General features: G+C 74.3%; 22 protein-coding genes. 9 read left to right on the forward strand and 13 right to left on the reverse strand.

Annotated features, from left to right (window positions below):
• Nucleotides 1–190: 190 nt before the first annotated feature.
• Nucleotides 191–559 carry an ATP-binding protein gene (locus AB0C78_RS25060; protein WP_360751921.1) on the reverse strand — a complete coding sequence of 123 codons (369 nt, stop codon included), beginning with the start codon at nt 557–559 and terminating at the stop codon, nt 191–193.
• Between the two features lie 148 nt (nt 560–707).
• Here AB0C78_RS25060 and AB0C78_RS25065 point away from each other — a divergent pair, with 148 nt between their 5' ends.
• Both AB0C78_RS25065 and AB0C78_RS25070 read left to right on the forward strand, forming a co-directional pair.
• Nucleotides 708–1,520: a helix-turn-helix transcriptional regulator gene (locus AB0C78_RS25065; protein WP_360751924.1), complete on the forward strand. Its 813-nt coding sequence runs from the start codon at nt 708–710 to the stop codon at nt 1,518–1,520.
• Nucleotides 1,517–1,720, forward strand: coding sequence for a DUF397 domain-containing protein (locus AB0C78_RS25070; protein WP_360751927.1), 204 nt, complete (start codon nt 1,517–1,519; stop codon nt 1,718–1,720). Before AB0C78_RS25065 ends, AB0C78_RS25070 begins: the two co-directional genes overlap by 4 nt.
• Before the next feature lie 16 nt (nt 1,721–1,736).
• On the opposite strand, the gene AB0C78_RS25075 is transcribed toward AB0C78_RS25070, so the two are convergent.
• From AB0C78_RS25075 to AB0C78_RS25090, 4 genes are all read right to left on the reverse strand, one after another.
• Nucleotides 1,737–2,882: a hypothetical protein gene (locus AB0C78_RS25075; protein ID WP_360751930.1), complete on the reverse strand. Its 1,146-nt coding sequence runs from the start codon at nt 2,880–2,882 to the stop codon at nt 1,737–1,739.
• Nucleotides 2,879–3,412: a SigE family RNA polymerase sigma factor gene (locus tag AB0C78_RS25080; protein ID WP_151544711.1), complete on the reverse strand. Its 534-nt coding sequence runs from the start codon at nt 3,410–3,412 to the stop codon at nt 2,879–2,881. The genes AB0C78_RS25075 and AB0C78_RS25080 overlap by 4 nt, the downstream gene beginning before the upstream one ends.
• Nucleotides 3,413–3,477: 65 nt before the next feature.
• On the reverse strand, nt 3,478–4,836 hold the full coding sequence (locus tag AB0C78_RS25085) for a glycosyltransferase family 39 protein (RefSeq protein ID WP_360751933.1): 1,359 nt from the start codon (nt 4,834–4,836) through the stop codon (nt 3,478–3,480).
• Between the two features lie 281 nt (nt 4,837–5,117).
• Nucleotides 5,118–5,813, reverse strand: a complete 696-nt coding sequence (locus tag AB0C78_RS25090) for a GNAT family N-acetyltransferase (RefSeq protein ID WP_360751936.1) — start codon at nt 5,811–5,813, stop codon at nt 5,118–5,120.
• A 101-nt stretch (nt 5,814–5,914) separates the two neighbouring features.
• On the opposite strand from AB0C78_RS25090, the gene AB0C78_RS25095 reads away from it, so the two are divergent.
• Complete coding sequence (locus AB0C78_RS25095) at nt 5,915–7,567, forward strand: ABC-F family ATP-binding cassette domain-containing protein (protein WP_360751938.1); 1,653 nt, start codon at nt 5,915–5,917, stop codon at nt 7,565–7,567.
• 27 nt (nt 7,568–7,594) lie between these two features.
• On the opposite strand, the gene AB0C78_RS25100 is transcribed toward AB0C78_RS25095, so the two are convergent.
• On the reverse strand, nt 7,595–8,242 hold the full coding sequence (locus AB0C78_RS25100) for a hypothetical protein (RefSeq protein ID WP_360751941.1): 648 nt from the start codon (nt 8,240–8,242) through the stop codon (nt 7,595–7,597).
• Between the two features lie 39 nt (nt 8,243–8,281).
• Nucleotides 8,282–9,400, reverse strand: a complete 1,119-nt coding sequence (locus AB0C78_RS25105) for an ROK family transcriptional regulator (protein WP_360751944.1) — start codon at nt 9,398–9,400, stop codon at nt 8,282–8,284.
• A gap of 148 nt (nt 9,401–9,548) precedes the next feature.
• On the opposite strand from AB0C78_RS25105, the gene edd reads away from it, so the two are divergent.
• The 4 genes from edd (at nt 9,549) to AB0C78_RS25125 (ending at nt 13,430) form a co-directional block, all read left to right on the forward strand.
• Nucleotides 9,549–11,366 (forward strand): phosphogluconate dehydratase, encoded by a 1,818-nt coding sequence (gene edd, locus AB0C78_RS25110; RefSeq protein ID WP_360751946.1) that lies wholly within the window; start codon nt 9,549–9,551, stop codon nt 11,364–11,366.
• Nucleotides 11,363–12,349 (forward strand): glucokinase, encoded by a 987-nt coding sequence (gene glk / locus AB0C78_RS25115; RefSeq protein ID WP_360751949.1) that lies wholly within the window; start codon nt 11,363–11,365, stop codon nt 12,347–12,349. Before edd ends, glk begins: the two co-directional genes overlap by 4 nt.
• Nucleotides 12,346–12,972 (forward strand): bifunctional 4-hydroxy-2-oxoglutarate aldolase/2-dehydro-3-deoxy-phosphogluconate aldolase, encoded by a 627-nt coding sequence (eda, locus tag AB0C78_RS25120; RefSeq protein ID WP_360751952.1) that lies wholly within the window; start codon nt 12,346–12,348, stop codon nt 12,970–12,972. The genes glk and eda overlap by 4 nt, the downstream gene beginning before the upstream one ends.
• A gap of 62 nt (nt 12,973–13,034) precedes the next feature.
• Nucleotides 13,035–13,430 carry a PPOX class F420-dependent oxidoreductase gene (locus AB0C78_RS25125; protein ID WP_360751955.1) on the forward strand — a complete coding sequence of 132 codons (396 nt, stop codon included), beginning with the start codon at nt 13,035–13,037 and terminating at the stop codon, nt 13,428–13,430.
• Here the strand turns inward: AB0C78_RS25125 and AB0C78_RS25130 are convergent.
• Nucleotides 13,406–13,585 carry a hypothetical protein gene (locus tag AB0C78_RS25130; RefSeq protein WP_360751958.1) on the reverse strand — a complete coding sequence of 60 codons (180 nt, stop codon included), beginning with the start codon at nt 13,583–13,585 and terminating at the stop codon, nt 13,406–13,408. The genes AB0C78_RS25125 and AB0C78_RS25130 overlap by 25 nt on opposite strands.
• 73 nt (nt 13,586–13,658) lie before the next feature.
• Between AB0C78_RS25130 and AB0C78_RS25135 the strand changes: the two genes are divergently transcribed.
• The gene (locus tag AB0C78_RS25135; RefSeq protein ID WP_360751960.1) at nt 13,659–14,591 is read left to right on the forward strand and encodes a LysR family transcriptional regulator; all 933 of its coding nucleotides are present in this window, start codon (nt 13,659–13,661) and stop codon (nt 14,589–14,591) included.
• A gap of 51 nt (nt 14,592–14,642) precedes the next feature.
• Here AB0C78_RS25135 and AB0C78_RS25140 read toward each other — a convergent pair whose 3' ends face one another.
• The gene (locus tag AB0C78_RS25140) at nt 14,643–15,149 is read right to left on the reverse strand and encodes a DUF1707 domain-containing protein (protein WP_360751963.1); all 507 of its coding nucleotides are present in this window, start codon (nt 15,147–15,149) and stop codon (nt 14,643–14,645) included.
• Between the two features lie 4 nt (nt 15,150–15,153).
• A complete protein-coding gene (locus AB0C78_RS25145) occupies nt 15,154–15,912 on the reverse strand; it encodes a PadR family transcriptional regulator (RefSeq protein ID WP_360751965.1) in 759 nt (252 codons plus the stop codon).
• A 208-nt stretch (nt 15,913–16,120) separates the two neighbouring features.
• On the opposite strand from AB0C78_RS25145, the gene AB0C78_RS25150 reads away from it, so the two are divergent.
• Nucleotides 16,121–18,130, forward strand: a complete 2,010-nt coding sequence (locus tag AB0C78_RS25150) for a phosphatase PAP2 family protein (protein ID WP_360751967.1) — start codon at nt 16,121–16,123, stop codon at nt 18,128–18,130.
• Nucleotides 18,131–18,152: 22 nt separating this feature from the next.
• Here the strand turns inward: AB0C78_RS25150 and hpnH are convergent, their stop codons facing one another.
• From hpnH to AB0C78_RS25165, 3 genes are read right to left on the reverse strand one after another with little or no spacing between them, the layout of a single operon-like run.
• Nucleotides 18,153–19,157, reverse strand: a complete 1,005-nt coding sequence (gene hpnH / locus AB0C78_RS25155; protein WP_360751970.1) for an adenosyl-hopene transferase HpnH — start codon at nt 19,155–19,157, stop codon at nt 18,153–18,155.
• Nucleotides 19,158–21,059, reverse strand: a complete 1,902-nt coding sequence (shc, locus tag AB0C78_RS25160; RefSeq protein ID WP_360751972.1) for a squalene--hopene cyclase — start codon at nt 21,057–21,059, stop codon at nt 19,158–19,160.
• Entirely contained in the window at nt 21,059–22,081 is a 1,023-nt protein-coding gene (locus tag AB0C78_RS25165) for a polyprenyl synthetase family protein (RefSeq protein WP_360751975.1), read from the reverse strand. Before AB0C78_RS25165 ends, shc begins: the two co-directional genes overlap by 1 nt.
• Nucleotides 22,082–22,122 lie beyond the last annotated feature (41 nt).

Below are 22,122 nucleotides of genomic sequence, written 5' to 3' on the forward strand. Positions count from 1 at the left end.
CGGGTTGTGGGTATTGGTTCCGAAATGGGCAGTCGAAATCCCGGTGCCGTGCCGGCCGGAACGAACGTCGATGCTGGTCGATTGCGCCTGCGCGCGTTGACTGCGGGGTCGCCGCAGCTGCGGTCTGCGGCGAGACCGGCAGGTGGAACGCCGCGCTGAGTCCTCTTTTGGCCAGTCGCGGTGCGCGCGCTCACGCCGGCGGCATGAGGGCCCAGATGATTTTGCCTTGGGCGGTGGCGGACGGGCGGGTGCCGGTCTCCTGGGCGTAGGCGGCGACGATCGCGAGGCCGCGTCCGCTCACGGCGTCCGCGCCGGCGTCGCGGGGAAGCGGCAGCTCAGGGGCCGGGTCCCAGCATTCGAGCAGGGGTGCGCCGTTGTACGTGGCGATGCGGATCCGGATGTGGTGACCCGGTGCCGCGTTGACGGCGTTCGTCGTGATCTCGCTCATGACGAGGATCGAGTCGTCGATGAGAGATCGGTCGTAACCCCAATGGGTGAGGGCGTAGCGGACGAGTTCGCGAGCGAGGGCGACCGAAGAGCCCACTGCGAGCAGAGTCATCCGTATTTCGTCTGATTTGTGTATTTGGAGAGTCGGAACTCGATCGTCCATGGCAGCCGTCCTGATTTTCGGGAACTTCGCCACAGGATCGGCGCCTGAGAGTTAGCCTGCACTGGATTGCAAAGCATGCAATACAGGAGGAGTTCCGATGACGGTGCGCGAGACGATCGATCCGAACTCGTCCCTCTGGGCCTGGCTGGCCTTCGACCTGTGGTTTCACCGCACCCAGCGCGGCCTTTCGCTGGCTCAGGTGGCGAGCATCGTGAAGGCGACGAGGGGGACCGTATCGAATTGGGAGGCGGGCAGGTACCGTCCCAATGACGATCACATGGTGCTCCTCGATGAGGCGTGGAACACCGGAGGGCACTTTCGGCGGCTGATGTACTACGCCCGTACTGGGCACGACCCGGACTGGTTCAAGCAATTCATCCAGTATGAAAAGAGTGCGGAGGTCATCCGGCTCTACCATGGGAAGACGATTCCCCTGCTGGCGCAGACGGAGGACTACGCTCTCGCTCTTCTGCGGGCCGCCGGACGGATGCGGGAGGCCGAAGCGGAGACCAAGGCGCGGATGAGGCGCCAGGAGATCCTTCTCCGCAAGGAGCCGCCGTATCTGTGGATCCTCCTGGACCAGGAGGTGCTTGAAACGCGCGTCGGCGATCACGCGGTGATGCGGGACCAGCTCGGGCATCTCCTCAAGATGGGGGAGAGTCCGCGCACCATGATCCGTGTCGTGGCCAGATCGGTGGGATGGCATCCGGGCCATGACGGCCCTGTCCAGATCTACAGGATCCGATCGAGGGAGCTGGCTTATGCGGGAGCGCAGATCGGCGGGCGCCTGATCGAGGCCGGTGACGAGGTCGCCACCATCGCGATACGGTTCGAGCAGATCGGGGCGTTTGCCCTTTCCAGGGACGCTTCGAGGGAACTGATCGAGCAGACGATGAGGACCTACGAGTGACCGAATGGCGCAAGAGCTCCCGAAGTGGCGGTGGCAACGACGACGCATGCGTCGAGTTGGCCCGGCTGGGTGGATGTATTGGGGTGCGGGATTCCAAGGATCCGGATGGGCCTCGGCTCGGGGTCAGCGCTCGGGACTTCGGCGGGTTGCTGGCGCGCATCAAGCTCGGAGAGCTGAACCTTGGTGATCGGGCCTCCTGACACCTGAACCGGGGCTTCACCAGGCGATCAGGCCCAGGTCGGTGCGGTGCAGGTCGGGGAGGCGGTGGAAGCGGCCGTCGTCCAGGCGGAAGACGGCCCGGTCGTGGCGGGAGCTGACGAGCAGGTGCCTGCCGGTCGCGTCGAGGGTGGTCCGGAAGTCGGTCGGCGCCGCGGGCGCGATCTGCCGGGCCGTCATGCGGGCGAGTTCGCGGACGGGAGCCCTGCGGGACCCGTCCCCGATGGGGACGGGCAGCTCCACCACCGCGACGGACCTGAACGTCCCGTCGTCGGTGGTGTCCTCCTTGACGGCCGTGACGGTGAGCCCGTCCGGGGAGAGCCGCAAGGACGACAGGTCCGCGACGCTCTTCAGGACGACGCGGGCGTGGCTCAGGTCGGTGCCGGCCGTGCGGGTGTCGAGTGCGCGCAGGTCGATGCTGATGTCGTTACCGGGTGGCTCCTCCGGATCCTCGCTGGCGAGGAAGAGGGTGCGGCCGTCCGCCGCCCATGCCGGAGATTGCACGTACCCCGGTGAGTCGGCGCTCGGCGGCAGCAGGCGCCAGCCCCGGGTGGCGCCGGACGGGGATTCGACCACCGCGACGTCGTCGCCGCTGCAGCCGGTGAGGTTGTTGAGGATGAGTGCGACACGGCTGCCGTCCGCGGTCGCGGCCATCTCGTCCACGACGGTGCCGAACCCGCCGGGCAGGGTCGTCCTGTGCGCCACGGTCCCGTCGCCGCGCAGGGTCACCTTGTCGATGCGGGTGCGGCAGTGGCCGACCTCGTCGGCGAGGAAGGCGGTGCGCCGGTCGGCCGAGACCGTGAGGGCGGAGTAGTGCCCGGCGCGGGGCTCGATGTCGGCGATCATGCGTCCGGTCCAGGAGTCGAAGACGCCGACGCCGCCTTTCCGGTGGGTGGCCAGGAAGTACGGGGGGCCTTCGTGCGCGCCGAGCGCGTCAGGGCCGCGCAGGGCGCCGCGGAGCGCGACGGTCACGGCCACGACCGTGATCACGGTGAGGACGGCGGCGACGGCGGCGACCGGCACGAGCCGCCGTCCCGCGGGCCGCCGGCGGCGGGCGGCGGGCAGGGTCAGCGGCGGCAGCGACTCGCGCGTCACCTCGCGCGTCTCGGCGGCGGCGGCGTCCTTCAGCAGCCGTTCGATGTTCACGGGGTCTCTCCCAGCATGCGCTCAAGGGCGGTGCGCCCGCGGGACGTGTTGGACCGGACGGTGCCGCGGCTCACCCGCATGACCTGCGCGGTCTCCTCCTCGGACAGGTCGAGGACGAACCGGAGCACCAGCGTCTCCCGCTGCTTGTGCGGCAGCCGGCGCAGCGCGTCGAGGATCTCCTTGCCCTGCTCCAGGTCCAGGACCCGGCTCTCCGCCGACGCGACGGGCGGTTCCTGGGCGCCGAGGAGGCGGCGGTTCCGGCGGCGCAGCACCGACCGGCAGTTGTTGAGCACCGACGACCTCAGGTAGGTCAGGGCCTTGCCGGTGTCCTTCAGCCGCCCCCACCGCCGGTACAGGCCGAGGAAGGAGTCCTGGACGACGTCCTCGGCCGTCTGCCTGTCGCCGACCATCACCAGGGCCAGCCTGACGAGGTCCAGGGCGTGCGCTTCGTACAACTGCGTCACCGCTCTGTCGGGGGAGGGCTCCGCCAGGTCCGGGGGGCCGTCCTGGCGGAAGTTGAGGAGGCTCACGTGGAAGAGACGCGTCCGGGAGGCCGATGTTGCATGGGGGGCCGAACTTTTTCCGGGACGGGCCGTCACCGCTGGAACAGCGACAGCGTGATGCCGCGGACGCGCCAGACGCCGGCCTGCCGGAAGTGCCGCTGGAGGACGTCGACCTTCGCGCGGTCCCGCGGGGCCAGGGACGGGCTGCGCCAGGGCCCCTCCAGCAGCCAGACCCGGGTGGTCGCGGCGCCGTTCAGCCGGCGGCCGATCTCGGACGGGGAGAACTCGGTGCCGCCGAAGTTGCCCGCCTGGGCGGGTGTCCGCCGCAGGGCGATGTCGCGCGTCCCGCGGAACGCGTCCGGGTACGCCTCGGCGATCGACCGCCGGTCCGCCGTGAGGAAGAGGATCGCGTCACCCGGCCGGGCCTCCCGCCGGACGATCGCCGCGGCCCCGCGGAGGTCGTCCCACCAGTTCTCGGGGCGGCGCTGCGCGACCTGGAGGGGTTCCAGCAGGACGGCCATCGCGACGATCGGCGCGATCCACGTCCGGTAGGGCAGCCGGGCGAGTCCCGCGGCGGCCAGGAGCGACACGGCGGGCAGGCTGCCGATCACGTAGCGGCCCGTGTAGAAGGGATGGAACTGGGACGCCAGCAGCAGGAGCGTCGCGGGCAGGAGCAGCCACGGCACGGCCAGGGCCTGCGGGCCGATCGGCCCGCGGCGCCGCGCCGTGACCAGGCCCACCGCCATGGCCGCGCCGAGCAGGTCCATCACGGTCCGGGGGCCGGTGAACGCCTCGGCCAGGTAGAGCGCGTCGCGCCAGCCCGGGCGCGTCAGCCAGTCCAGGGCGTTGCGCTGGGTCACGGCCAGCGCGATCAGCGGGCTCACGGCGGCCACCGCCGACGCCACGGCGGCGGACCACGGGCGCAGCATCGTCCTGGTGCGGCGCGTCAGAAGCAGGGTCGCCAGGTGGGCGGGCAGGATCAGCAGCGCGAACAGATGGACCAGCCCCAGCAGGGCGATGCCCGCGCCGTAGGCGGCGTACCGGCGCCGGGAGCCGCGTTCCGCCAGGTCCACGAACAGGACGGTCAGCCACACGGTGAGCGCCGCGACCAGGGAGTAGGACCGGGCCTCGTGCGCGTAATGGCTGGCGAACGGCGCCCCCGCGTAAAGGATGCCGGCGACGAACCCGGCCGATCCGGACACGATCCTGCGGCCGAGGACGGTGACGCCCGCCGCGGTGGCCGCGAACGCCGCGATCGAGGGGAGCCGCAGCGCGAACTCGCTTGCTCCGAAGAGCTGCACGACACCGTGCATGAACAGGTAGTAGACGGCGTGGACGGCGTCGATGTGCCGGGCGCACCACAGGATGTCGGGCGTCGAGCGGCGTGCGATCTCGGACGTGATCGCCTCGTCCCGCCACAGCGGCAGCCGTCCGGCGCCCCAGAGTCCCATCGCCAGCGCCAGCAGGGCAGGCCCCGACGGAAGGAGCCAGGCCCTCCAGCGCTCTCGCCGTGCCTCCCCGCGTCGGCCTGCGTTTCCGGAGGGCGGGCCGGGGCGCGCGGCGGGGGCCGGGCGATCGTCGGGCAGAAGATCCAGTTTGGAGTCCACGCCAAGAGACGCAGGGAACCCCGAACCGTTGCATTTCCCCGCCGCCTATTCGCGATCGGGCGCGGGTGCCGCTCCTACTTGCAGGCGAAGCCCTCGACGGCGGCGTTGCTCAGGGGGTCAGGGGGTCAGGGGGTCCAGGTCATGGTGCGTTGGTGGAGGCGTTGGCCGCGGTAGCGGGCGCCGGGGACGAGGCGGGCCGGGCCGTGCTCGGTGAAGCCCATGCGGCGGAAGAACGCGAGCGCGCGAGTGTTCTCGCAGAGGGTCTGCAGGTGGCAGCCGGGGGAGCCGGTGGACCTGAGCCGGTCGAACCAGGCGGTCATGAGGTTCTCGGCGGCTCCGGTCCCGCGCGCCTCGGGGACGAGGTTGATGTGCAGGTGCGCGGGCCATCGGGGGTCCTCGAAGGCCGTGGCCCTGGGGCGGCCGCGGGCGGCGGCCCAGAGGAGGTCCCCGGTGCTGCGCGCGAAGAAGGCGGCGAGGCGGGGGCGCAGCATGAGGCGGTGCCTCCGGATGGCCTCCAGCGTGCGGGCCTCCTCGCTCGGGAGGCGGGACGAGTCGCGGCACCCGGTCAGGCAGCCCACGAGCCGTCCCCCGGACTCGGCGACGAAGAGCGACTCCGGCTCCAGGTCCATGTAGGGGGTGAGGTAGATGGCCGCCTCGGACTCCTCGTGGCCCCACAGGGAGGCGGAGGGGGACCCCTCGCGGGCACGGCCGAACAGGGCGAGCAGCTCCGTCCGGTCACTCTCGGTGAACGGCCGGATCTCCGCCGGAGCGGGGGAATCGGGGGGCCACGCCGTTCCGGTCTGCAGGTAAAGCGGGTTCATGCAAACCCCAACGTCCGGACCCGGCCGGATGACTCCTAGCGATCAACGATGGGGGCCGCCGGACCCGGCCGGTGGCCCGGGGCGGATAGCGTTGGGGGCCTATGAGCGCCACTCTCGTCGTCAAGGACCTCGCGGCCGGGCATGGGGACCGGGCGCTGTTCGACGGTCTCGACCTCGTCGTCGCGCCCGGCGACGTCGTCGGGCTGGTCGGCGGCAACGGGGCCGGGAAGTCGACGCTGCTGCGGCTGCTGGCCGGGCTCGGTACGCCCGAGGCGGGCGCCGTCCAGCTCAGCCCGGCGTCGGCGGCCGTCGGATACCTCCCGCAGGAGCCGGAGCGGCGGCCGGACGAGACCGTCGCGGCGTTCCTCGCCCGCCGGACGGGCGTGGCGCGCGCGCAGGCCGACCTGGACGCGGCGACCGAGGGCCTCGTGGAAGGACGCGCGGGGGCCGACGACGCCTACGCCGCGGCCCTGGAGCGCTGGCTCGCCCTCGGCGGCGCCGACCTGGAGGACCGGGCCGGGGAGGTCGCGGCGGACCTCGGGCTCGGCGTCGGGCTGGACCGGCCGATGACGGCGCTGTCGGGCGGGCAGGCGGCCCGGGCCGGGCTGGCGTCGCTGCTGCTCAGCCGGTACGACGTGTTCCTGCTGGACGAGCCGACCAACGACCTCGACCTGGACGGCCTGGAGCGGCTGGAGCGCTTCGTCACCGGCCTGCGGGCCGGGACCGTGGTCGTCAGCCACGACCGCGAGTTCCTCGCCCGGACGGTCACGAGCGTCCTGGAGCTCGACCTCGCCCAGCGCCAGATCAACCTGTACGGCGGCGGATACGACGCCTACCTGGCCGAACGCGAGGTCGCCCGCAGGCACGCGCGGGCGGAGTACGAGGAGTACGCCGGGAAGCTGTCCGCGCTGCAGGAGCGCGGCCGGATGCAGCGGGCCTGGATGGACAAGGGCGTCCGCAACGCGCGCCGCAAGGCCACCGACAACGACAAGGTCGGCCGCAAGTTCCGGTCGGAGGCGAGCGAGAAGCAGGCGGCGAAGGCGCGGCAGACGGAGCGGGCCATCGAGCGCCTCGACGTCGTCGAGGAGCCCCGCAAGGAGTGGGAGCTGCGGATGGAGATCGCCGCCGCGCCCCGGTCCGGGGCGGTGGTGGCGACGCTGCGCGGCGCGGTCGTGCGGCGCGGCGCGTTCACGCTCGGGCCGGTGGACCTGGAGATCGGCTGGGCCGACCGGGTCGCGATCACCGGCGCGAACGGCGCGGGCAAGTCCACGCTGCTGGGCGCGCTGCTCGGCCGGATCGTCCCGGACGAGGGCGACGCGGCGCTCGGCCCCGGCGTGGTCGTCGGCGAGGTCGACCAGGCGCGCGGCCTGTTCCTCGCGGACGAGCCGCTGCTGGACGCGTTCGCCGCCGCGTCCGGGCTGGAGCCCGAGTCCGTCCGGACCCTGCTGGCGAAGTTCGGGCTGCGCGCCGATCACGTGCTGCGCCCGGCGGGCACCCTGTCGCCCGGCGAGCGGACCCGCGCCGCGCTGGCCCTGCTCCAGGGCAAGGGCGTCAACCTGCTGGTGCTGGACGAGCCGACCAACCACCTGGACCTTCCGGCGATCGAGCAGCTCGAGTCCGCGCTGGACTCCTACACGGGCACGTTGCTGCTGGTGACGCACGACCGCCGGATGCTCCAGGCCGTCCGCACCACGCGCCGCCTCACCGTCGCGGACGGCCGGGTCGCCGACGACCTGGCCCCGGCGGACCGCTGACGGCCGGACGGCTCACGGCCGGACGGCTCACAGCAGGATCCTGCGTTTCACGGAGGCGTAGCGGCAGGTCAGGGACCAGTGGGCGCTGGGCCCGGCATGCCCGGGAGGGACGACCATCGTCCCGGTCGCGGCCGTCAGGTCGTTCTCGTCGGCCATGCAGAACAGGAACTCGGCCAGCTCCCGTTCCGAGCCCAGGTAGTACCAGTACGTGAACAACGGGGACCTGCCGTGGAGGAACGGGCGCTGCAGGAAGTCCTGGACCTGCGGCGGCAGGTTGCCCAGGACGCTCCGCGCTGCGTCGTCCAGGTCCAGGTGCGGGGGTTCCGTGCCGGGCGGTGCCGGTGGCGGCGGCGCACCGGCGTCCGGCCGGTGCTCGACCTCGGTGGCGCGCAGTGAACCCGGCACGAACTCGAACACGTGGATCCAGGTGATGCGCAGGCGGCGGTGGAAGACGTGCCCCGGCGCGGTGTAGGCGAAGGCCTTCTCGCCGAGCACGGCCCCGCTCACCCGGCCTTCGGCCTCCTCCTTGGCGCACCGGTAGATCGTCGTCCCGCACGTCCCGGCGAGCTTCCCGCGGACCCGCTCGCCGAGGAGGTCCCAGCATTCCTGCGGGCCCTTGCCGTCGTCGTCGAACGTCAGGTCGCCGGGCGGGTGCGGGGTGAGGGACGGTTCCATGGCGCTCCCCTGGCCGACGTGCAGGCAGTGTAAGCCGGGTCAGAGGGCGTCAATGGCCTCGGGGGAGAGGACGTTGGCGAGGACCATGGCGGCGCAGCCGGTGAGGCCGGCGCTCTCGCCGAGGCGGCTCGGCTCGATGCGCAGGCTGCGCGTCGCGAGGACGGTGGAGCGCTGGTAGACGACCTCGCGCAGGCCCGCGATGAGGGGTTCGTCGGCGCCGACGAGGTCGCCGCCGAGGACGACGACGGCGGGGTTGAGCAGGTTCACGGCGGTGGCGACGACCTCGCCGATGCGGCGGCCCGCCTCGCGCAGCAGCGCGACGGTGGCGGGGTCGCCGGCGCGGGCCATCGCGGCGAGGGCGGGCAGGTCCGCGGCGGGCGAGCGGGCCAGCAGGGCGGTGCCGCCGGCGACGGCCTCGACGCAGCCGGTGTTGCCGCAGCGGCACGGCGCGTCCCCGGCGGCCGGGACGGGGACGTGGCCGATCTCCCCGGCCGCGCCGAGCGCGCCGCGCTGGATCACGCCGCCCGCGATGACGCCCGCGCCGATGCCGGTGGACACCTTGACGAACAGCAGGTCCTGGACGCCCGGGTGGGCTTGGTGCTCGCCGAGCGCCGCGGTGTTGACCTCGTTGTCGAGGTGGGCGGGGACGCCGAACCGCTCCAGGACGGGCGGGCTGACCTCGACGCGGTTCCAGCGTCCGGCGACGTGCTCGACGGCGTCGGGCACGCCGAGGCCCACGCCGCGGATCGACGCCGGGTCGATGCCGGAGCCGGCGAGGAGGTCGCTCCACTGGTCGAGGAGGCGCGGCAGCGTCTTGCCCGCGGTGACGTCGGCGGGCGGCGCGTCCGTCCGGGCGAGGACGCGGCCCGCGAGGTCGCAGACGGCGAGCTGGCCGCGGGACTGGCCGAGGTTGGCGACGAGCACGGCGCCCCCGGCGGCGTTGAACGCCAGGCGGGCCGGCGGGCGCCCGCCGGTGGACGGGCCGTCGGCGCGCTCGACGACGAGGCCGCGCGCGATCAGGTCGGCGACGCGGGACGCGACGGCGGGGCGGGAGAGGCCGGTGACGCGGCCCAGATCGGCGCGGGTGGCGACGCCGTCCTCGCGGATCAGGCGCAGCACGTCGCCGGTCGTGCACGGGCGGGTCACGGGGCGCGGCATCCGGTCAGTCAAGCACGGCCCTCTTCCGTACGTCTAGTTCGCCGAACATACGGACTTTTGTTAGTTGAAGTTCATAAGTCGGCTTGTATGCGTGACCTATGTCTCGATAGTTTGGCGATCTACCGATCCCCCTGGTCTGGAGCTCGCGATGGCCTTGCACCCTGTCTTGGAACGCGTCACACAGCGCATCGCCGAGCGGAGCGCCGCCCGGCGCACCGCCTACCTCGACCGCATCGGCGCCGCCCGCACGCAGGGCCCGGCGCGCGGCGGCATGGGGTGCGCGAACCTGGCGCACGGGTTCGCGGCCTGCGGCGTCCAGGACAAGCTGTGGCTGCGCGGGAACGTCACGCCGAACATCGCGATCGTGTCGGCGTACAACGACATGCTCTCCGCGCACCAGCCGTTGAAGGACTACCCGGACATCCTGAAGGCCGCGATCCGCCAGGCGGGCGGCACCGCGCAGTTCGCGGGCGGCGTCCCGGCGATGTGCGACGGCATCACGCAGGGCCGCGCCGGCATGGAGCTGTCGCTGTTCAGCCGGGACGTGGTGGCGATGGCGACGGCGGTGGCGCTGTCGCACGACATGTTCGACGGCGCGCTGCTGCTCGGCGTCTGCGACAAGATCGTCCCGGGCCTGGTGATCGGCGCGCTGGCGTTCGGGCACCTGCCGGTGATCCTGGTGCCGGCCGGGCCGATGGCGTCCGGGCTGCCGAACGCGCAGAAGGCCAAGGTCCGCAAGCGGTACGCGGCGGGGGAGATCGGCCGGGACGAGCTGCTCGCCGCGGAGGCCGCGTCCTACCACTCGCCCGGCACCTGCACCTTCTACGGGACGGCCAACTCCAACCAGCTGCTCATGGAGGTCATGGGCCTGCACCTGCCGGGCGCCAGCTTCGTCCCGCCGGGGACCCCGCTGCGCGACGGGCTGACGGAGGCGGCCGGGCGGCGCATCCTCAAGCTGACCGACCTCGCGGACGAGTACACCCCGATCGGCGAGCTGCTGGACGAGCGGGCGTTCGCCAACGCGATCGTCGCGCTGCTCGCGACCGGCGGGTCCACCAACCACACGCTGCACCTGGTCGCGATGGCCGCCGCCGCGGGCATCGAGCTGACCTGGGACGACTTCGACGAGCTGTCCAAGGTGACGCCGCTGCTCACCCGGCTCTACCCGAACGGGACCGCCGACGTGAACCACTTCCACGCCGCCGGCGGCACCGCGTTCCTCATCGGCGAGCTGATCGACGCGGGGCTGCTGCACGAGGACGCCCGGACGGTCGGCGGCGCCACCCTCGCCGCGTACCGGAGGACGCCGCGGCTCGACGGCGGACGGGTCGTGTGGGACGAGGCGCCCGCCGCGTCCGGCGACACCGACGTCCTGCGCCCCGCGGACGAGCCGTTCGACACCCACGGCGGCCTGCACACCGTGTCCGGCAACCTCGGCCGCGCCGTGATCAAGGTGTCGGCGGTGCGGCCCGAGCACCGCACGGTCGAGGCGCCCGCCCGGGTGTTCGAGTCGCAGGAGGCGCTGCAGGAGGCGTTCGCCGCCGGCGAGCTGGACCGGGACGTCGTCGCGGTCGTCCGGCACCAGGGGCCGCGCGCCAACGGGATGCCGGAGCTGCACCGCCTCACCCCGCCGCTGTCGGTGCTCCAGGACCGCGGGTTCCGGGTCGCGCTGGTCACGGACGGACGCATGTCGGGCGCCTCGGGGGCGGTGCCCGCCGCGATCCACGTGTCGCCGGAGGCGGCGGCGGGCGGCCCGCTCGCCCGCGTCCGCGACGGCGACGTCGTCCGGCTGGACGCCGACAAGGGGCTGCTGGAGGTGCTCGTTCCCGACGAGGAGTTCGACGCCCGCATCCCGGGCGGCGCGGCGCCGTCCGCCGAGGAGTGGACCGGCACCGGACGCGAGCTGTTCGACGTGTTCCGCCGCTCGGTCGGCGCGGCCGAACTCGGCGCCGGGGTGTTCGCGTGAGCGGGGTGTGGCTGGTCGCCGACGTCGGCGGCACGAACGCCCGCTTCGCCCTCGTCGACGGCCCGGACGGCACCCCGGACCGGGTCGAGTCGCTGCCCACCCGCGACCACGCGGGGCTCGCCGAGGCCGCGGCCGCCTACCTCGAACGGCACGCCCCGGACGTCCGGCCGACGGCCGCGTGCCTGGCGGTGGCGGGTCCCGTCACCGACGGCACCTACCACCTGACCAACGCGGGCTGGCCGAAGGGCACCGCGGACGGAGTGCGCGAGCACCTCGGGATCCCGCACCTGGAGATCCTCAACGACTTCGAGGCGCTCGCCCTCGCGCTGCCCCGCCTCGGGCCGGACGACCTGGTCCCGATCGGCCCCGCCGGCGACCGCCCCGCCGGGGCCGCGCCGCTCGCGGTGCTCGGCCCGGGGACCGGGCTCGGCGTCGCCGGGCTCGTCCCGACGCCCGCCGGATGGGTGCCGCTGGCCAGCGAGGGCGGGCAGGTCGATATCCCCGCCGCCACCGACCGGGAGCTGGCTGTCGCGCGGCTGCTGCGCGCCGAGCACGGCACCGCCCGCGCCGAGTCCCTGCTGTCCGGCGCCGGCCTCGCCCGCATCCACCGCTACCTGGCGATACTCGACGGTGTGAAGGCCGAGCCGCTGGACCCCGCGCGGATCTGCGCCCACGACGACGACCCGCTCTGCGCGGAGGCCGTCGCGATGTTCTGCGCGCTGCTCGGCTCGCTCGCCGGGAACGTCGCGCTGACCCTCGGCGCCCGCGGCGGCGTCCACCTCGGCGGCGGCATCCTGCCGCGCATCGCGGGCGCGCTGCACCGCAGCGACTTCCGCGCCCGCTTCGAGGCGAAGCCGCCCGTCGAGGACTACCTGCGCCCCATCCCGACCTCGCTGATCGTCCACCCCGGCCCGGCCCTCGTCGGCGCCGCCGTCCGGCTGGCGCAGACCCCCGCCGCCCTGGAACCCCTGGAGCACGCATGAACACCGAAGAGCTGTTCGGACTGGCGCCCGTCGTCCCGGTCGTCGTCCTCGACGACGCCGACCACGCCGTCCCGCTCGCCCGTGCCCTGGTCGACGGCGGGCTCCCCGCGATCGAGGTGACGCTGCGCACCCCCGCCGCCGTCGAGTCGATCGAGCGGATCGCCGCCGAGGTCCCGGACGCCGTCGTCGGCGCGGGCACGGTCGTCACCGCGCGGGACGCGGAGCGGTCGCTGAAGGCGGGCGCGCGGTTCCTCGTCAGCCCCGGCTGCACGCCCCGGCTGCGGGCCGCGATGGCGGACACCGGCCTGCCGTTCCTGCCGGGCGTCTCCAGCGCGTCGGAGGCGATGGCGCTGCTGGAGGAGGGCGTCACCGCGATGAAGTTCTTCCCGGCCGAGCCGGCCGGCGGCGTCCCCTACCTGAAGGCGCTCGGCGGGCCGCTGCCGCAGATCACGTTCTGCCCGACCGGCGGCATCCGGCCCGGCAACGCCGCCGACTACCTCGCGCTGCCGAACGTCGGCTGCGTCGGCGGCACCTGGCTGACCCCGTCCGACGCCGTCCGCGCGGGGGACTGGGACCGCGTCCGCGCGCTCGCCGCCGAGGCCGCGGAACTCCGCCCGGCCTGATGTCACGTTCGCGGGTCTCCCTCCCGTCTCCTGGGCAGGAGCGAGAACAAGGGAGGCCCGTGATGGACAGCACGAACATCCGCGAGACGCTCGACGGCCTGGCGCGCCAGCGCACCGTCCTGCTGACCACCTACCGCAAGGACGGCACGCCGGTCGGGACGCCGGTGAACGTCGTCGTCCGCGGCGACCACGCCTACTTCCGCACCTACGACCAGGCGTACAAGGCCAAGCGGATGGCCCGCAACCCCGAGGTCGAGGTCGCGCCGAGCACCTACAGCGGCAAGGTCACCGGCCCCGCGGTGCGCGGCCGCGTCCGGCTGCTGAGCGAGGAGGAGGCGAAGCCGATCCGCCGGATGCTGGCGCGCAAGCACCGCTTCCAGCAGGGCTTCGCCGTCCCGCTCTTCCACCGGATGAAGCACTACAAGACCCTGCACTACGAGCTGACGCTCGACGCGTGACCGCCGTCGCGGTGCGGGCAGGGCCCGGCCCCGAGCCCTGCCCCGCCCGCCGCCGGGACGAGGTCCATCCGCAGCCGCCCGCAGGCGCAGCGGCTCCAGACGACGACGCCGTCACTGGTGAGATGCCGGGAAAGGATCCTGCCTCGCTGTGTCATGACGGCAGTCTGCCCAGACCGGAACGTTGCCGTCTATTTCACATTTCCGCAGTCATCCGTGCAAAATGATTGCATGATCGATCTGCGGCGGCTGCACATGCTCCGGCTCGTCCACCAGTACGGGACGGTCACCTCGGCGGCGGACGCGCTGCACCTCACCCCGTCCGCCGTCTCCCACCACCTGCGGGAGCTCGCACGCGAGCTGAAGGTGCCGCTGCTGGAACCGCAGGGCCGCCGCGTCCGCCTCACCCCGGCCGCGCACCTGCTCATCGAGCACGCCGACGCGATGCTCGCCCGCTGGGAGGAGGCGCTCGCCGACCTGGAGTCGCACCGCGCCGGCGCGTCCGGGCCGCTGCGCATGTGCGGGTTCCCCACGGCGGTCGGCGGCCTGGTCGCCCCCGCCGCCGGGGCGCTGCTGCGCGCCGATCCGGCCCTCGCGGTCGAGATCCGCGAGTGCGACACCGACGTGGCCGTGGGCCTGCTCGCGGCCGGCGAGACCGACATCGCGGTCATCGAGCCCACCGCGGACGCGCCGCCGCCCGGCGACCCGCGCTTCGACCGCGAGCCGCTGATGGCGGAGGCGCTCGACCTGATCGTCCCGGCCGGGCACCCGCTCGCGGGCCGGCGCGGCGTCCGGCTGGAGGACGCCGCGGGCGAAGCGTGGATCAGCGTGCAGGGCTGCGTCCACCACCAGCAGGTCATGACCTACTGCGCGGCGGCGGGGTTCACGCCCCGGATCGCGCACAATGCCACCACCTGGGCGGTGATCTGGGCGCTGGTCAGCAACGGGCTCGGCGTCTCGCTCGTGCCGCGGCTCGCGGACGGGCCCGCCGGCCAGCCGGTCGTGCGCGTCCCGCTGTCCGGCGACGCGGTGCCGATGCGGCAGGTGCTGACCTGCGTGCGGCGCGGCAGCCGCGCGAACCCGCTGATCGTCCGCGCCCTCGCCGCGCTGCGCGACGCCGTCCCGTCCCGCTGCGCCCGCCTCCCCGACCGCTCCGCCGCCTAGGCTCACCCGCCGCCTGACGCCCGGCGGGCGGCGGGCGTCAGGTGGCGGGCGTCAGGCGCCGGGGGTGAGGTGGCGGCGGGAGCGGCGGGCGCCCGCCAGCAGCATCGCCGCGCGGACCAGCCAGATCACCAGCGCGACGTGCAGCACGGCCAGCGCCGCCGTCCCCACGCCCACCGTGAACGCGACCGCGAAGAACACGGCGACCATCAGCGGGAACGCGGGGAAGCGCGGGCCGCGCCGGTGCGCCATGTGCCCGTGAGGGCGGTGATGCCGGCGCGTCGGGCGCCCCGGGCCGCCGAACACGAGCGCCGGGCCGAGCTCCCAGGGGACCTCGCCGAAGGCCGCCGCGGGCCGCTCCGGTTCGGGCAGGCCGTTCGGCGCGGGCAGGTCGCGGACGAGGACGCGCAGGTCGCCGCGCGTCTTGGCGGACAGCACGGCGTCCAGCCGCTCGTCGAGTTCACCGCGGTCGAGCCGCCCCGCCGCGAAGTGGTCGTGCAGGGCGACCATCACGGCGTCCCGCTCGGCGTCGCCGATGCGGATGTCGTCCGGGCGAGTCACTGGTCTACTCCTCGTCGTCGTCGGCGGCCGTCGGGCCCGCGTCGCCGGCGGGACCATCGGCGGGCGCGTCGTCGGCCAGGATCCGGTACAGGCTCCGGCGGGCCTCCGACAGGACGTCCCTGGCCTGGGCGACCTGCTCGGGGCTGCCGGAGTGGACGATCTGCATGACCGCGGCCCCCGTCTGCGCGGCCTGCTTGAACAGGTCGGGCACGCCCTCGCCGAACTCGGGCGTCATCTCCGCCCACGGCTCGGCGAGCCGCTCGGCGTTCTCCTCGACGTGGGCGCGGCCCTCGTCGGTGAGGTGGAAGGTGCGGCGGCCGCCGCCCTCCTCGCCCGCGATGAGGCCCTCGTCGGCGAGCTGCTGCAGCGCCGGGTAGACCGCGCCGGGGCTGGGCTTCCAGGCGCCGCCGCTGCGCTCGTTGATCTCCTGGATGATCTGATAGCCGTTGCGGGGCTCCTCGGCCAGCAGGACGAGGATCGCCGCACGGACGTTGCCCTTGCGCGCCTTCGGCCCCCGTCCCCAGGGGCCGCGCCCGCGCGCCCACGGCGGCCGGCCGGGCCCGAATCCGCCGCCCGGCGGCCCCCAGGGGCCGGGCCCGCCGCCGAACATCGGGCCGAAGCCGGGGAACTCGCCGCGGGCTCCGGGGCCGTGGTGCCCCGGTCCGTGGTGCCGGGACGCCGCGTGCGCGGCCTTCGCTCCGAGCGCCGCCGCCGCGAACGCCCAGCGCCAGTCGGGTCCGCCGTGCGCGTGTGCCGCTCCCATGTTCCGCACCTTCCTTCTGAGATCTTTCTTTGATCCCTCGCGATACGACAACGATATATCGAAGACGGCTCGCTGTGCCAGATGGTTCCCGGAACCGGGCGGCGGATCCCCGGCCGGATCGCGCCGGCCGTCCGGGACATGATCATCTATTCCGGTCATGGCCGTCTGACCGGCGGAAATGCTGGGTAAACAGCCGGGCGGGGGGACGATGGGGACTCAGGAAGCGGCGACCGCGCGGGACGCGGTCCTCACCCGGGACGGCGCCGGAACGCGGGGGCGGGCGAGCGGCGAGGTGCTGCTCGGCCTGGCGCTGTTCGGGCTGTACTCCCTGGTGGCGATGCTGCCGGAGCAGGTCAGGGAGCACGCGGCCCGCCGGCGCGGGGAGGCGGTGCTCGCGCTGGAGCGGGCCCTGCACCTCGACGTGGAGCACGCCCTCAACGGCTGGCTCGCCGGACGGCCCGCCTGGCGCGCCCTCGCGGACTACGAGTACGCGACCGCCTACCTCGCGGCCACGCTCGCGGTGCTGGTCTGGCTGTACGTGCGGCACCCCGACCGGTACCGGACGGCGCGCAACGCGTTCGTCATGCTGAACGTCGCCGCGATCGCCTGCTTCGCGCTGTTCCCGGTGATGCCGCCGCGGTTCATGGGCGACCTCGGCTTCGTCGACACCGTCCGGCTCGGCCGGACGTGGGGGTCGTGGGGCTCGCCGGTGATCGAGCACGCGGACCGGTTCGCGGCCGTCCCGTCCCTGCACATGGCCTGGGCGTTATGGGCGGGCGTGGAGCTCGCGCGGGCGGGCGCGCCGCGCCCGGCGCGGATCCTGAACGGCGCGCACATCGCCGTCACCGCGTACGTCATCGTCGCGACGGCCAACCACTACGTGCTGGACGCGGTCGCGGCGGTGCCGCTGGTGGCGCTGTCGGTGGTCACCGCCGAGCGGCTGGCCGCGCGCCCGCCCGCCGCCGAGCGGGTCCCGGCGCAGGACGCGTTCTTCCTCGCGGTGGAGAGCGCCGCGGCGCCGCAGCACGCGGGCGGCGTCATCATGCTCGACACCTCCCGCCGCGCGCTCGGCCGGCTCGACCTGGTCCGGCTGATCGGCGACCGGCTCGACCGGCTGCCCCGGTTCCGGCAGCGGCTGGAGGACGGCGGCCGGTGGCGGCGGCCGGTCTGGCGCGACCACCCCGCCATCGACTGGTCCTGGCACGTCACCGAGCGCGACGTCGACGGGATGGACGGCCTGCGCGCGATGATCGCCGAGATCCAGGCCGAGCCGCTGCCCCGCGACCGGCCGCTGTGGCGGATGATCCTGGTCGGCGGGGCCGCGCCCGGCCGCACCACGCTGGTGTTCCTGATGCACCACGTCGTCGCGGACGGCGTCGGCGTCGTCGCGCAGGCCATCTCGCTGATGGAGCCCGCCGCGCCGGGCCCGTCCGGCGGCGGGGAGCCGGCGACGCCGCCGCGCCGCCGGGTCCGCGAGGCGCTCGCGGGCGCCGTCGGCCTCGCGCAGCTCGCCGCGGACGGCGGGGCCGGCCCGGCGCCCGCGCGGCTGCCGTCCGCCGGGACGGCCGGGCGCCGCTTCGGCACCCTGCGCGTCCCGCTCGACGAGGCCCGCGCGATCGCCCGGCGGCACGGCGCCCGCGTCTCCGACGTCGTGATGTGCGCGGTCGCGGGCGCGCTGCGGCGGACCGTCCGGTTCCCGGCGGGGCAGGCGCCGCGGGAATGCCGCGTCGCGGTGCCGCTGATGATGCGGTCACCCGGCCAGGGCATGGAGGGCAACCACACCACCGCCGTCATGGTGGACCTGCCGATCGGCGCGATGCCGGAGCGCGAGCGGCTCGCCGAGATCGCCCGGCGCAGCCGCGTCCTGCGGTCCGGCACCCGCGCGCTCGCCGCGTGGTTCGTGATGCGGCAGGCCGGGCGGCTCATGCCGGTGCCGCTGCACGCGCGGTTCGCCCGGGCCGTCTACGGCGGCCGGTTCCTGCAGGGGATCGTGTCGAGCCTGCCGGCCAGCCGCGAGCGGCTGCTGCTGACGGGCGTCCCGGTGACCGGCGTCTACCCGGTCGTCCCGCTCGCGCCCGGCGCGCCGCTCGCGGTCGCCGCGCTCGGCGTCGACCGCGAGCTGTGCTTCGGCGTCTGCGCGGACACCGGGCTGGTGGACGACGCCGGCGCGCTGGCCGCCGCCGTCCGCGACGTCGTCCGCGAGCTGCGGGACGACTGATCAGCCGATCGGCCGCCGCCGATCAGACGCTCCGCACCGCGCGGAGCGACTCCTTCAGCGAGCCCATCGTCGCGAACACGGCGGTGGGCTCGTAGCCGCAGTGCGCCATGCAGTTGGCGCAGCGGTCGTCGCGCCCGCGGCCGTAGGAGTCCCAGTCGGTCTCCTCCAGCAGCTCCTTGTAGGACTGTGCGTAGCCGTCGTCCATCAGGTAGCAGGGACGCTGCCACCCCTTCAGCGAGTACGACGGGATCGCCCACGCCGTGCACGGGAAGTCGACCTTGCCCTCGAGGAAGTCCAGGAACAGCGGCGAGTGGTTGAACCGCCAGCGCTTGCGGTTGCCGCCCGCGAACGCCTTCTGGAACAGCGACCGGGTCTCCTGCACGCCGAGGAAGTGGTCCTGGTCGGGCGCCTTCTCGTAGGCGTACGCCGGCGAGATCATCATCTGGTCGACGCGCAGGTCGTCGTTCAGGTAGTCGAGCACGTCGATGACGGTCTGCGGGGTGTCGGTGTTGAACACCGTGGTGTTCGTGGTGACCCGGAACCCGCGCTCCTGGCACATCCGGATCGCCGCGACCGCCTCGTCGAACACGCCCTCCTTGCACACGGACGCGTCGTGCCGCTCGCGGAGCCCGTCGATGTGCACCGCCCACGCGAAGTACCGGGACGGCGCGAAGTCGTCGATCTTCCTCGGGATCAGCGCGGCGTTCGTGCACAGGAACACGTACCGCTTCATCCGGATCAGCTCGCGGACCAGCTCGCCGATCTGCGGGTGCATCAGCGGCTCGCCGCCCGCGATCGACACCATCGGCGCCCCGCACTCGCGGATCGCGGCGACGGCCTGCTCGACCGGCATGCGCTGCTTGAGGACGTCCGCCGGATGCTGGATCTTGCCGCAGCCCGCGCACGCCAGGTTGCAGGCGAACAGCGGCTCCAGCTCGACGATCAGCGGGAACTTCTTGCGCCCCGCCAGCTTGTTCCGCAGGACGTACCCGCCGACGCGCAGGCTCTGGCGCAGTGGCATGGCCATTTAGGAACCGATCCCCTTCACGTAGCGGCCCAGCGCCGACAGCGGGAACACCAGGCGGTACAGGTGGTAGTTGATGTAGAAGTCGCCGGGGAACCCGGTGCCGGTGAAGTGCTCCTCGTCCCAGGTGCCGTCGGGGCGCTGGTGCTCGACGAGCCACCGCACGCCCCGCTCGACGGCCGGGCCGCGCTCCCCGGCCGCGAGCAGCGCGAGCAGCGCCCACGCGGTCTGCGACGCGGTCGAGACGCCGTGCCCGACCCATTCCGGGTCGCGGTAGGAGCGCAGGTCCTCGCCCCAGCCGCCGTCCTCGCGCTGGTGGCGCTCCAGCCAGCGGACCGCCCGCCGGATCGCCGGCTTCTCCGGCCGGACGCCCGCCGCGACGAGCGCGGGCACCACGCTCCCGGTGCCGTACACGTGGTTGGCGCCCCACCGGCCGAACCAGGACCCGTCGTCCTCCTGCGCCTTCAGCAGCCACACGACGGCCCGCTTCACCAGCGTCGAGTCGGCCATGCCGCGGTGGCTGAGCGCCTCCACGACGTGCGCGGTGACGTCCGCGGACGGCGGGTCGATGACCTCGCCGAAGTCGCAGAACGGCAGCCGGCGGCACAGCGCGCGGGTGTTGTCGGCGTCGAACGCGCCGAACCCGCCGTCCCGCGACACCATCCCGGCCATCCACCGCACGCCGCGCTCGATCGCCGGCTCGGCCTCCGGACGGCCGACCCGGCTCAGCGCGAGGACGGCCTCGGCGGTGTCGTCGGTGTCGGGGTAGTAGTCGTTGTCGAACTCGAACGCCCACCCGCCCGGCGGCAGGTCGGGGCGGCGCACCGACCAGTCGCCCGGCCCCCGCACCTCCTCGCCTACCACCCACTTGGCCGCCGCCTCCAGGGCCTGGTGGTCGCCGGGCACGCCCGCGTCGACCAGCGCGTTCATCGCAAGCACGGTGTCCCAGACGGGGGACTGGCACGCCTCCAGCCGGCGGCCCTTCGCGTCCCGGATGGTGAAGCGCTCCAGCCCGTCCAGGCCGCGCCGCACCACCGGGTGGTCCAGGCCGTGGCCGAGCAGGTGCAGCGCGAGCAGCGAGTACACCCACGGCGGCTGGATGCCGCCCCACGACCCGTCCGGCTCCTGCCGCGCGATGATCCACTCGCCGGCGCGGCGCAGCGCCGCCTTGCGCAGGCCGGGCAGCGGCCGCCGCTCGTAGACGCGCAGCGCCTTGTCGAGCGCGCCGAACGCCTCGTCCCAGCCGGGCAGGCCCCGCCGCCGGCGCCGTACGGGCCGCCCCGACCGCAGCTCCTCCAGCTCGAACGGCAGCGGCCGGACGGGCCGCTTCGCCGCGACGACCGTCAGCGGGACGATCGTCTGCCGCGCCCAGCACGCGAAGTCGTAGACGTTCAGCGGGAACCAGCGCGGCAGGAACACCATCTCCGGCGGCACCACCGGCAGCTCGTCCCACGGCCAGTGCCCGAACATCGCCAGCCAGAAGCGGGTGAAGACGCGGGTGGCGGGGATGCCGCCCTCGCCGCGGACGAAGGCGGCGGCGCGCCGCATGTGCGGGGCGTCCGGCTCGTCGCCGGCGAGCCGCAGCGCCACGTACGCCTCGACGGTCGTGGACAGGTCCGGCGGCCCGTCGTGGAAGTTCGCCCAGGTGCCGTCGGGCGCCTGCTGCGAGCGGATCCAGCGGGCCGCCTCGCGGGTGTCGTCCGCGGTGCGGATGCCGAGGAACTCGCGCAGCAGCAGGTCCTCGGCGTCCATGGTCACGTTGGTCTGGAGCTCGCCCTTCCACCAGCCCTCGGGCGCCTGGAGGCCGAGCAGGTGGTCGCGGGCCGCCGCCATCGCCTCGGCGGCCGTCCGGGTCCCGGTGGACGCGGTGGACGCGGTGGTCTCGGTGGGTTCGGTCGCGGTCATCAGTGGTCCCGGCGGGTGACGAAGGCGGCGATGTGCAGGAACTCGGCGCGGACGGGCTCGGGCAGCCCGGCGGACGCCAGGTGGGCGGCCGCGCTCGCGATCCGCTCGCCGGCCTCCGCCTCGGCCCACGCCCGGCCCCCGGCCGCGTCGACGAGCGCGGCGGCCTCGGCCAGCTCGTCCTCGTCGGGGCCCTCGGGGTCCGGCGGCCGGGCGTACAGCTCGGCGAGCCGCGCCCCCTCCGGCGTGCCGGAGTTCAGCGCGGCGACCACCGGCAGCGACATCTTCCGCGACCGCAGGTCCGACAGCGCCGGCTTCCCGGTCGTGGCGGGGTCGCCCCAGATGCCGAGCAGGTCGTCCACCAGCTGGAACGCCAGGCCGAGGTCGGCGCCGAACGACTCCAGCGCGGCGGCCAGCGGCTCCGGCGCGCCGTCCAGCACCGCCCCGATCGCGCACGAGCAGGCGAGCAGCGCGGCGGTCTTGTCCGCCGCCATCGCCGTGCATTCGTCGAGGCCGACCTGGCGGCGCGTCTCGAACTCCAGGTCGAGGGACTGGCCCGCGATGAGCCGCCGCGTCGCGACGGCCAGCGAGCGCGCCGCCCGCGCCGACCCCTGCCCGGGCGCCTCCAGCAGCACCTCCAGGGCGAGCGCGAGCAGCGCGTCGCCCGCGAGGATCGCGGCGGGCTCCCCGAACACCGTCCACGCCGCCGGGCGGTGCCGGCGGGTCCGGTCGCCGTCCATGATGTCGTCGTGGAGCAGCGAGAACGCGTGCGTCAGCTCCACCGCGACCGCGCCGGGCAGCGCGCTCTCCGGCGGCGCCCCCGCGGCCCGCGCCGACAGCAGCGCCAGCGCCGGGCGCAGCGCCTTCCCGGCGGGCGCCGCGAGCGGGCGGCCCTCCTCGTCGGCCCAGCCGAGATGGTAGGCCGCGACCCGGTAGGTGCGCGGATCGAGCCGGCCGACCGCGGCGCGCAGCGCCCCGTCGACCAGCCCGCGAACATCGGTCATCGAGACCGGAACGGCCGTCATCGATCACACCTCTCCAAGCGGCGGTGGGCCGGGGGAGGCGC

This window comes from Actinomadura sp. NPDC048394 (assembly GCF_040651755.1).
Taxonomy (GTDB): domain Bacteria; phylum Actinomycetota; class Actinomycetes; order Streptosporangiales; family Streptosporangiaceae; genus Spirillospora; species Spirillospora montaniterrae.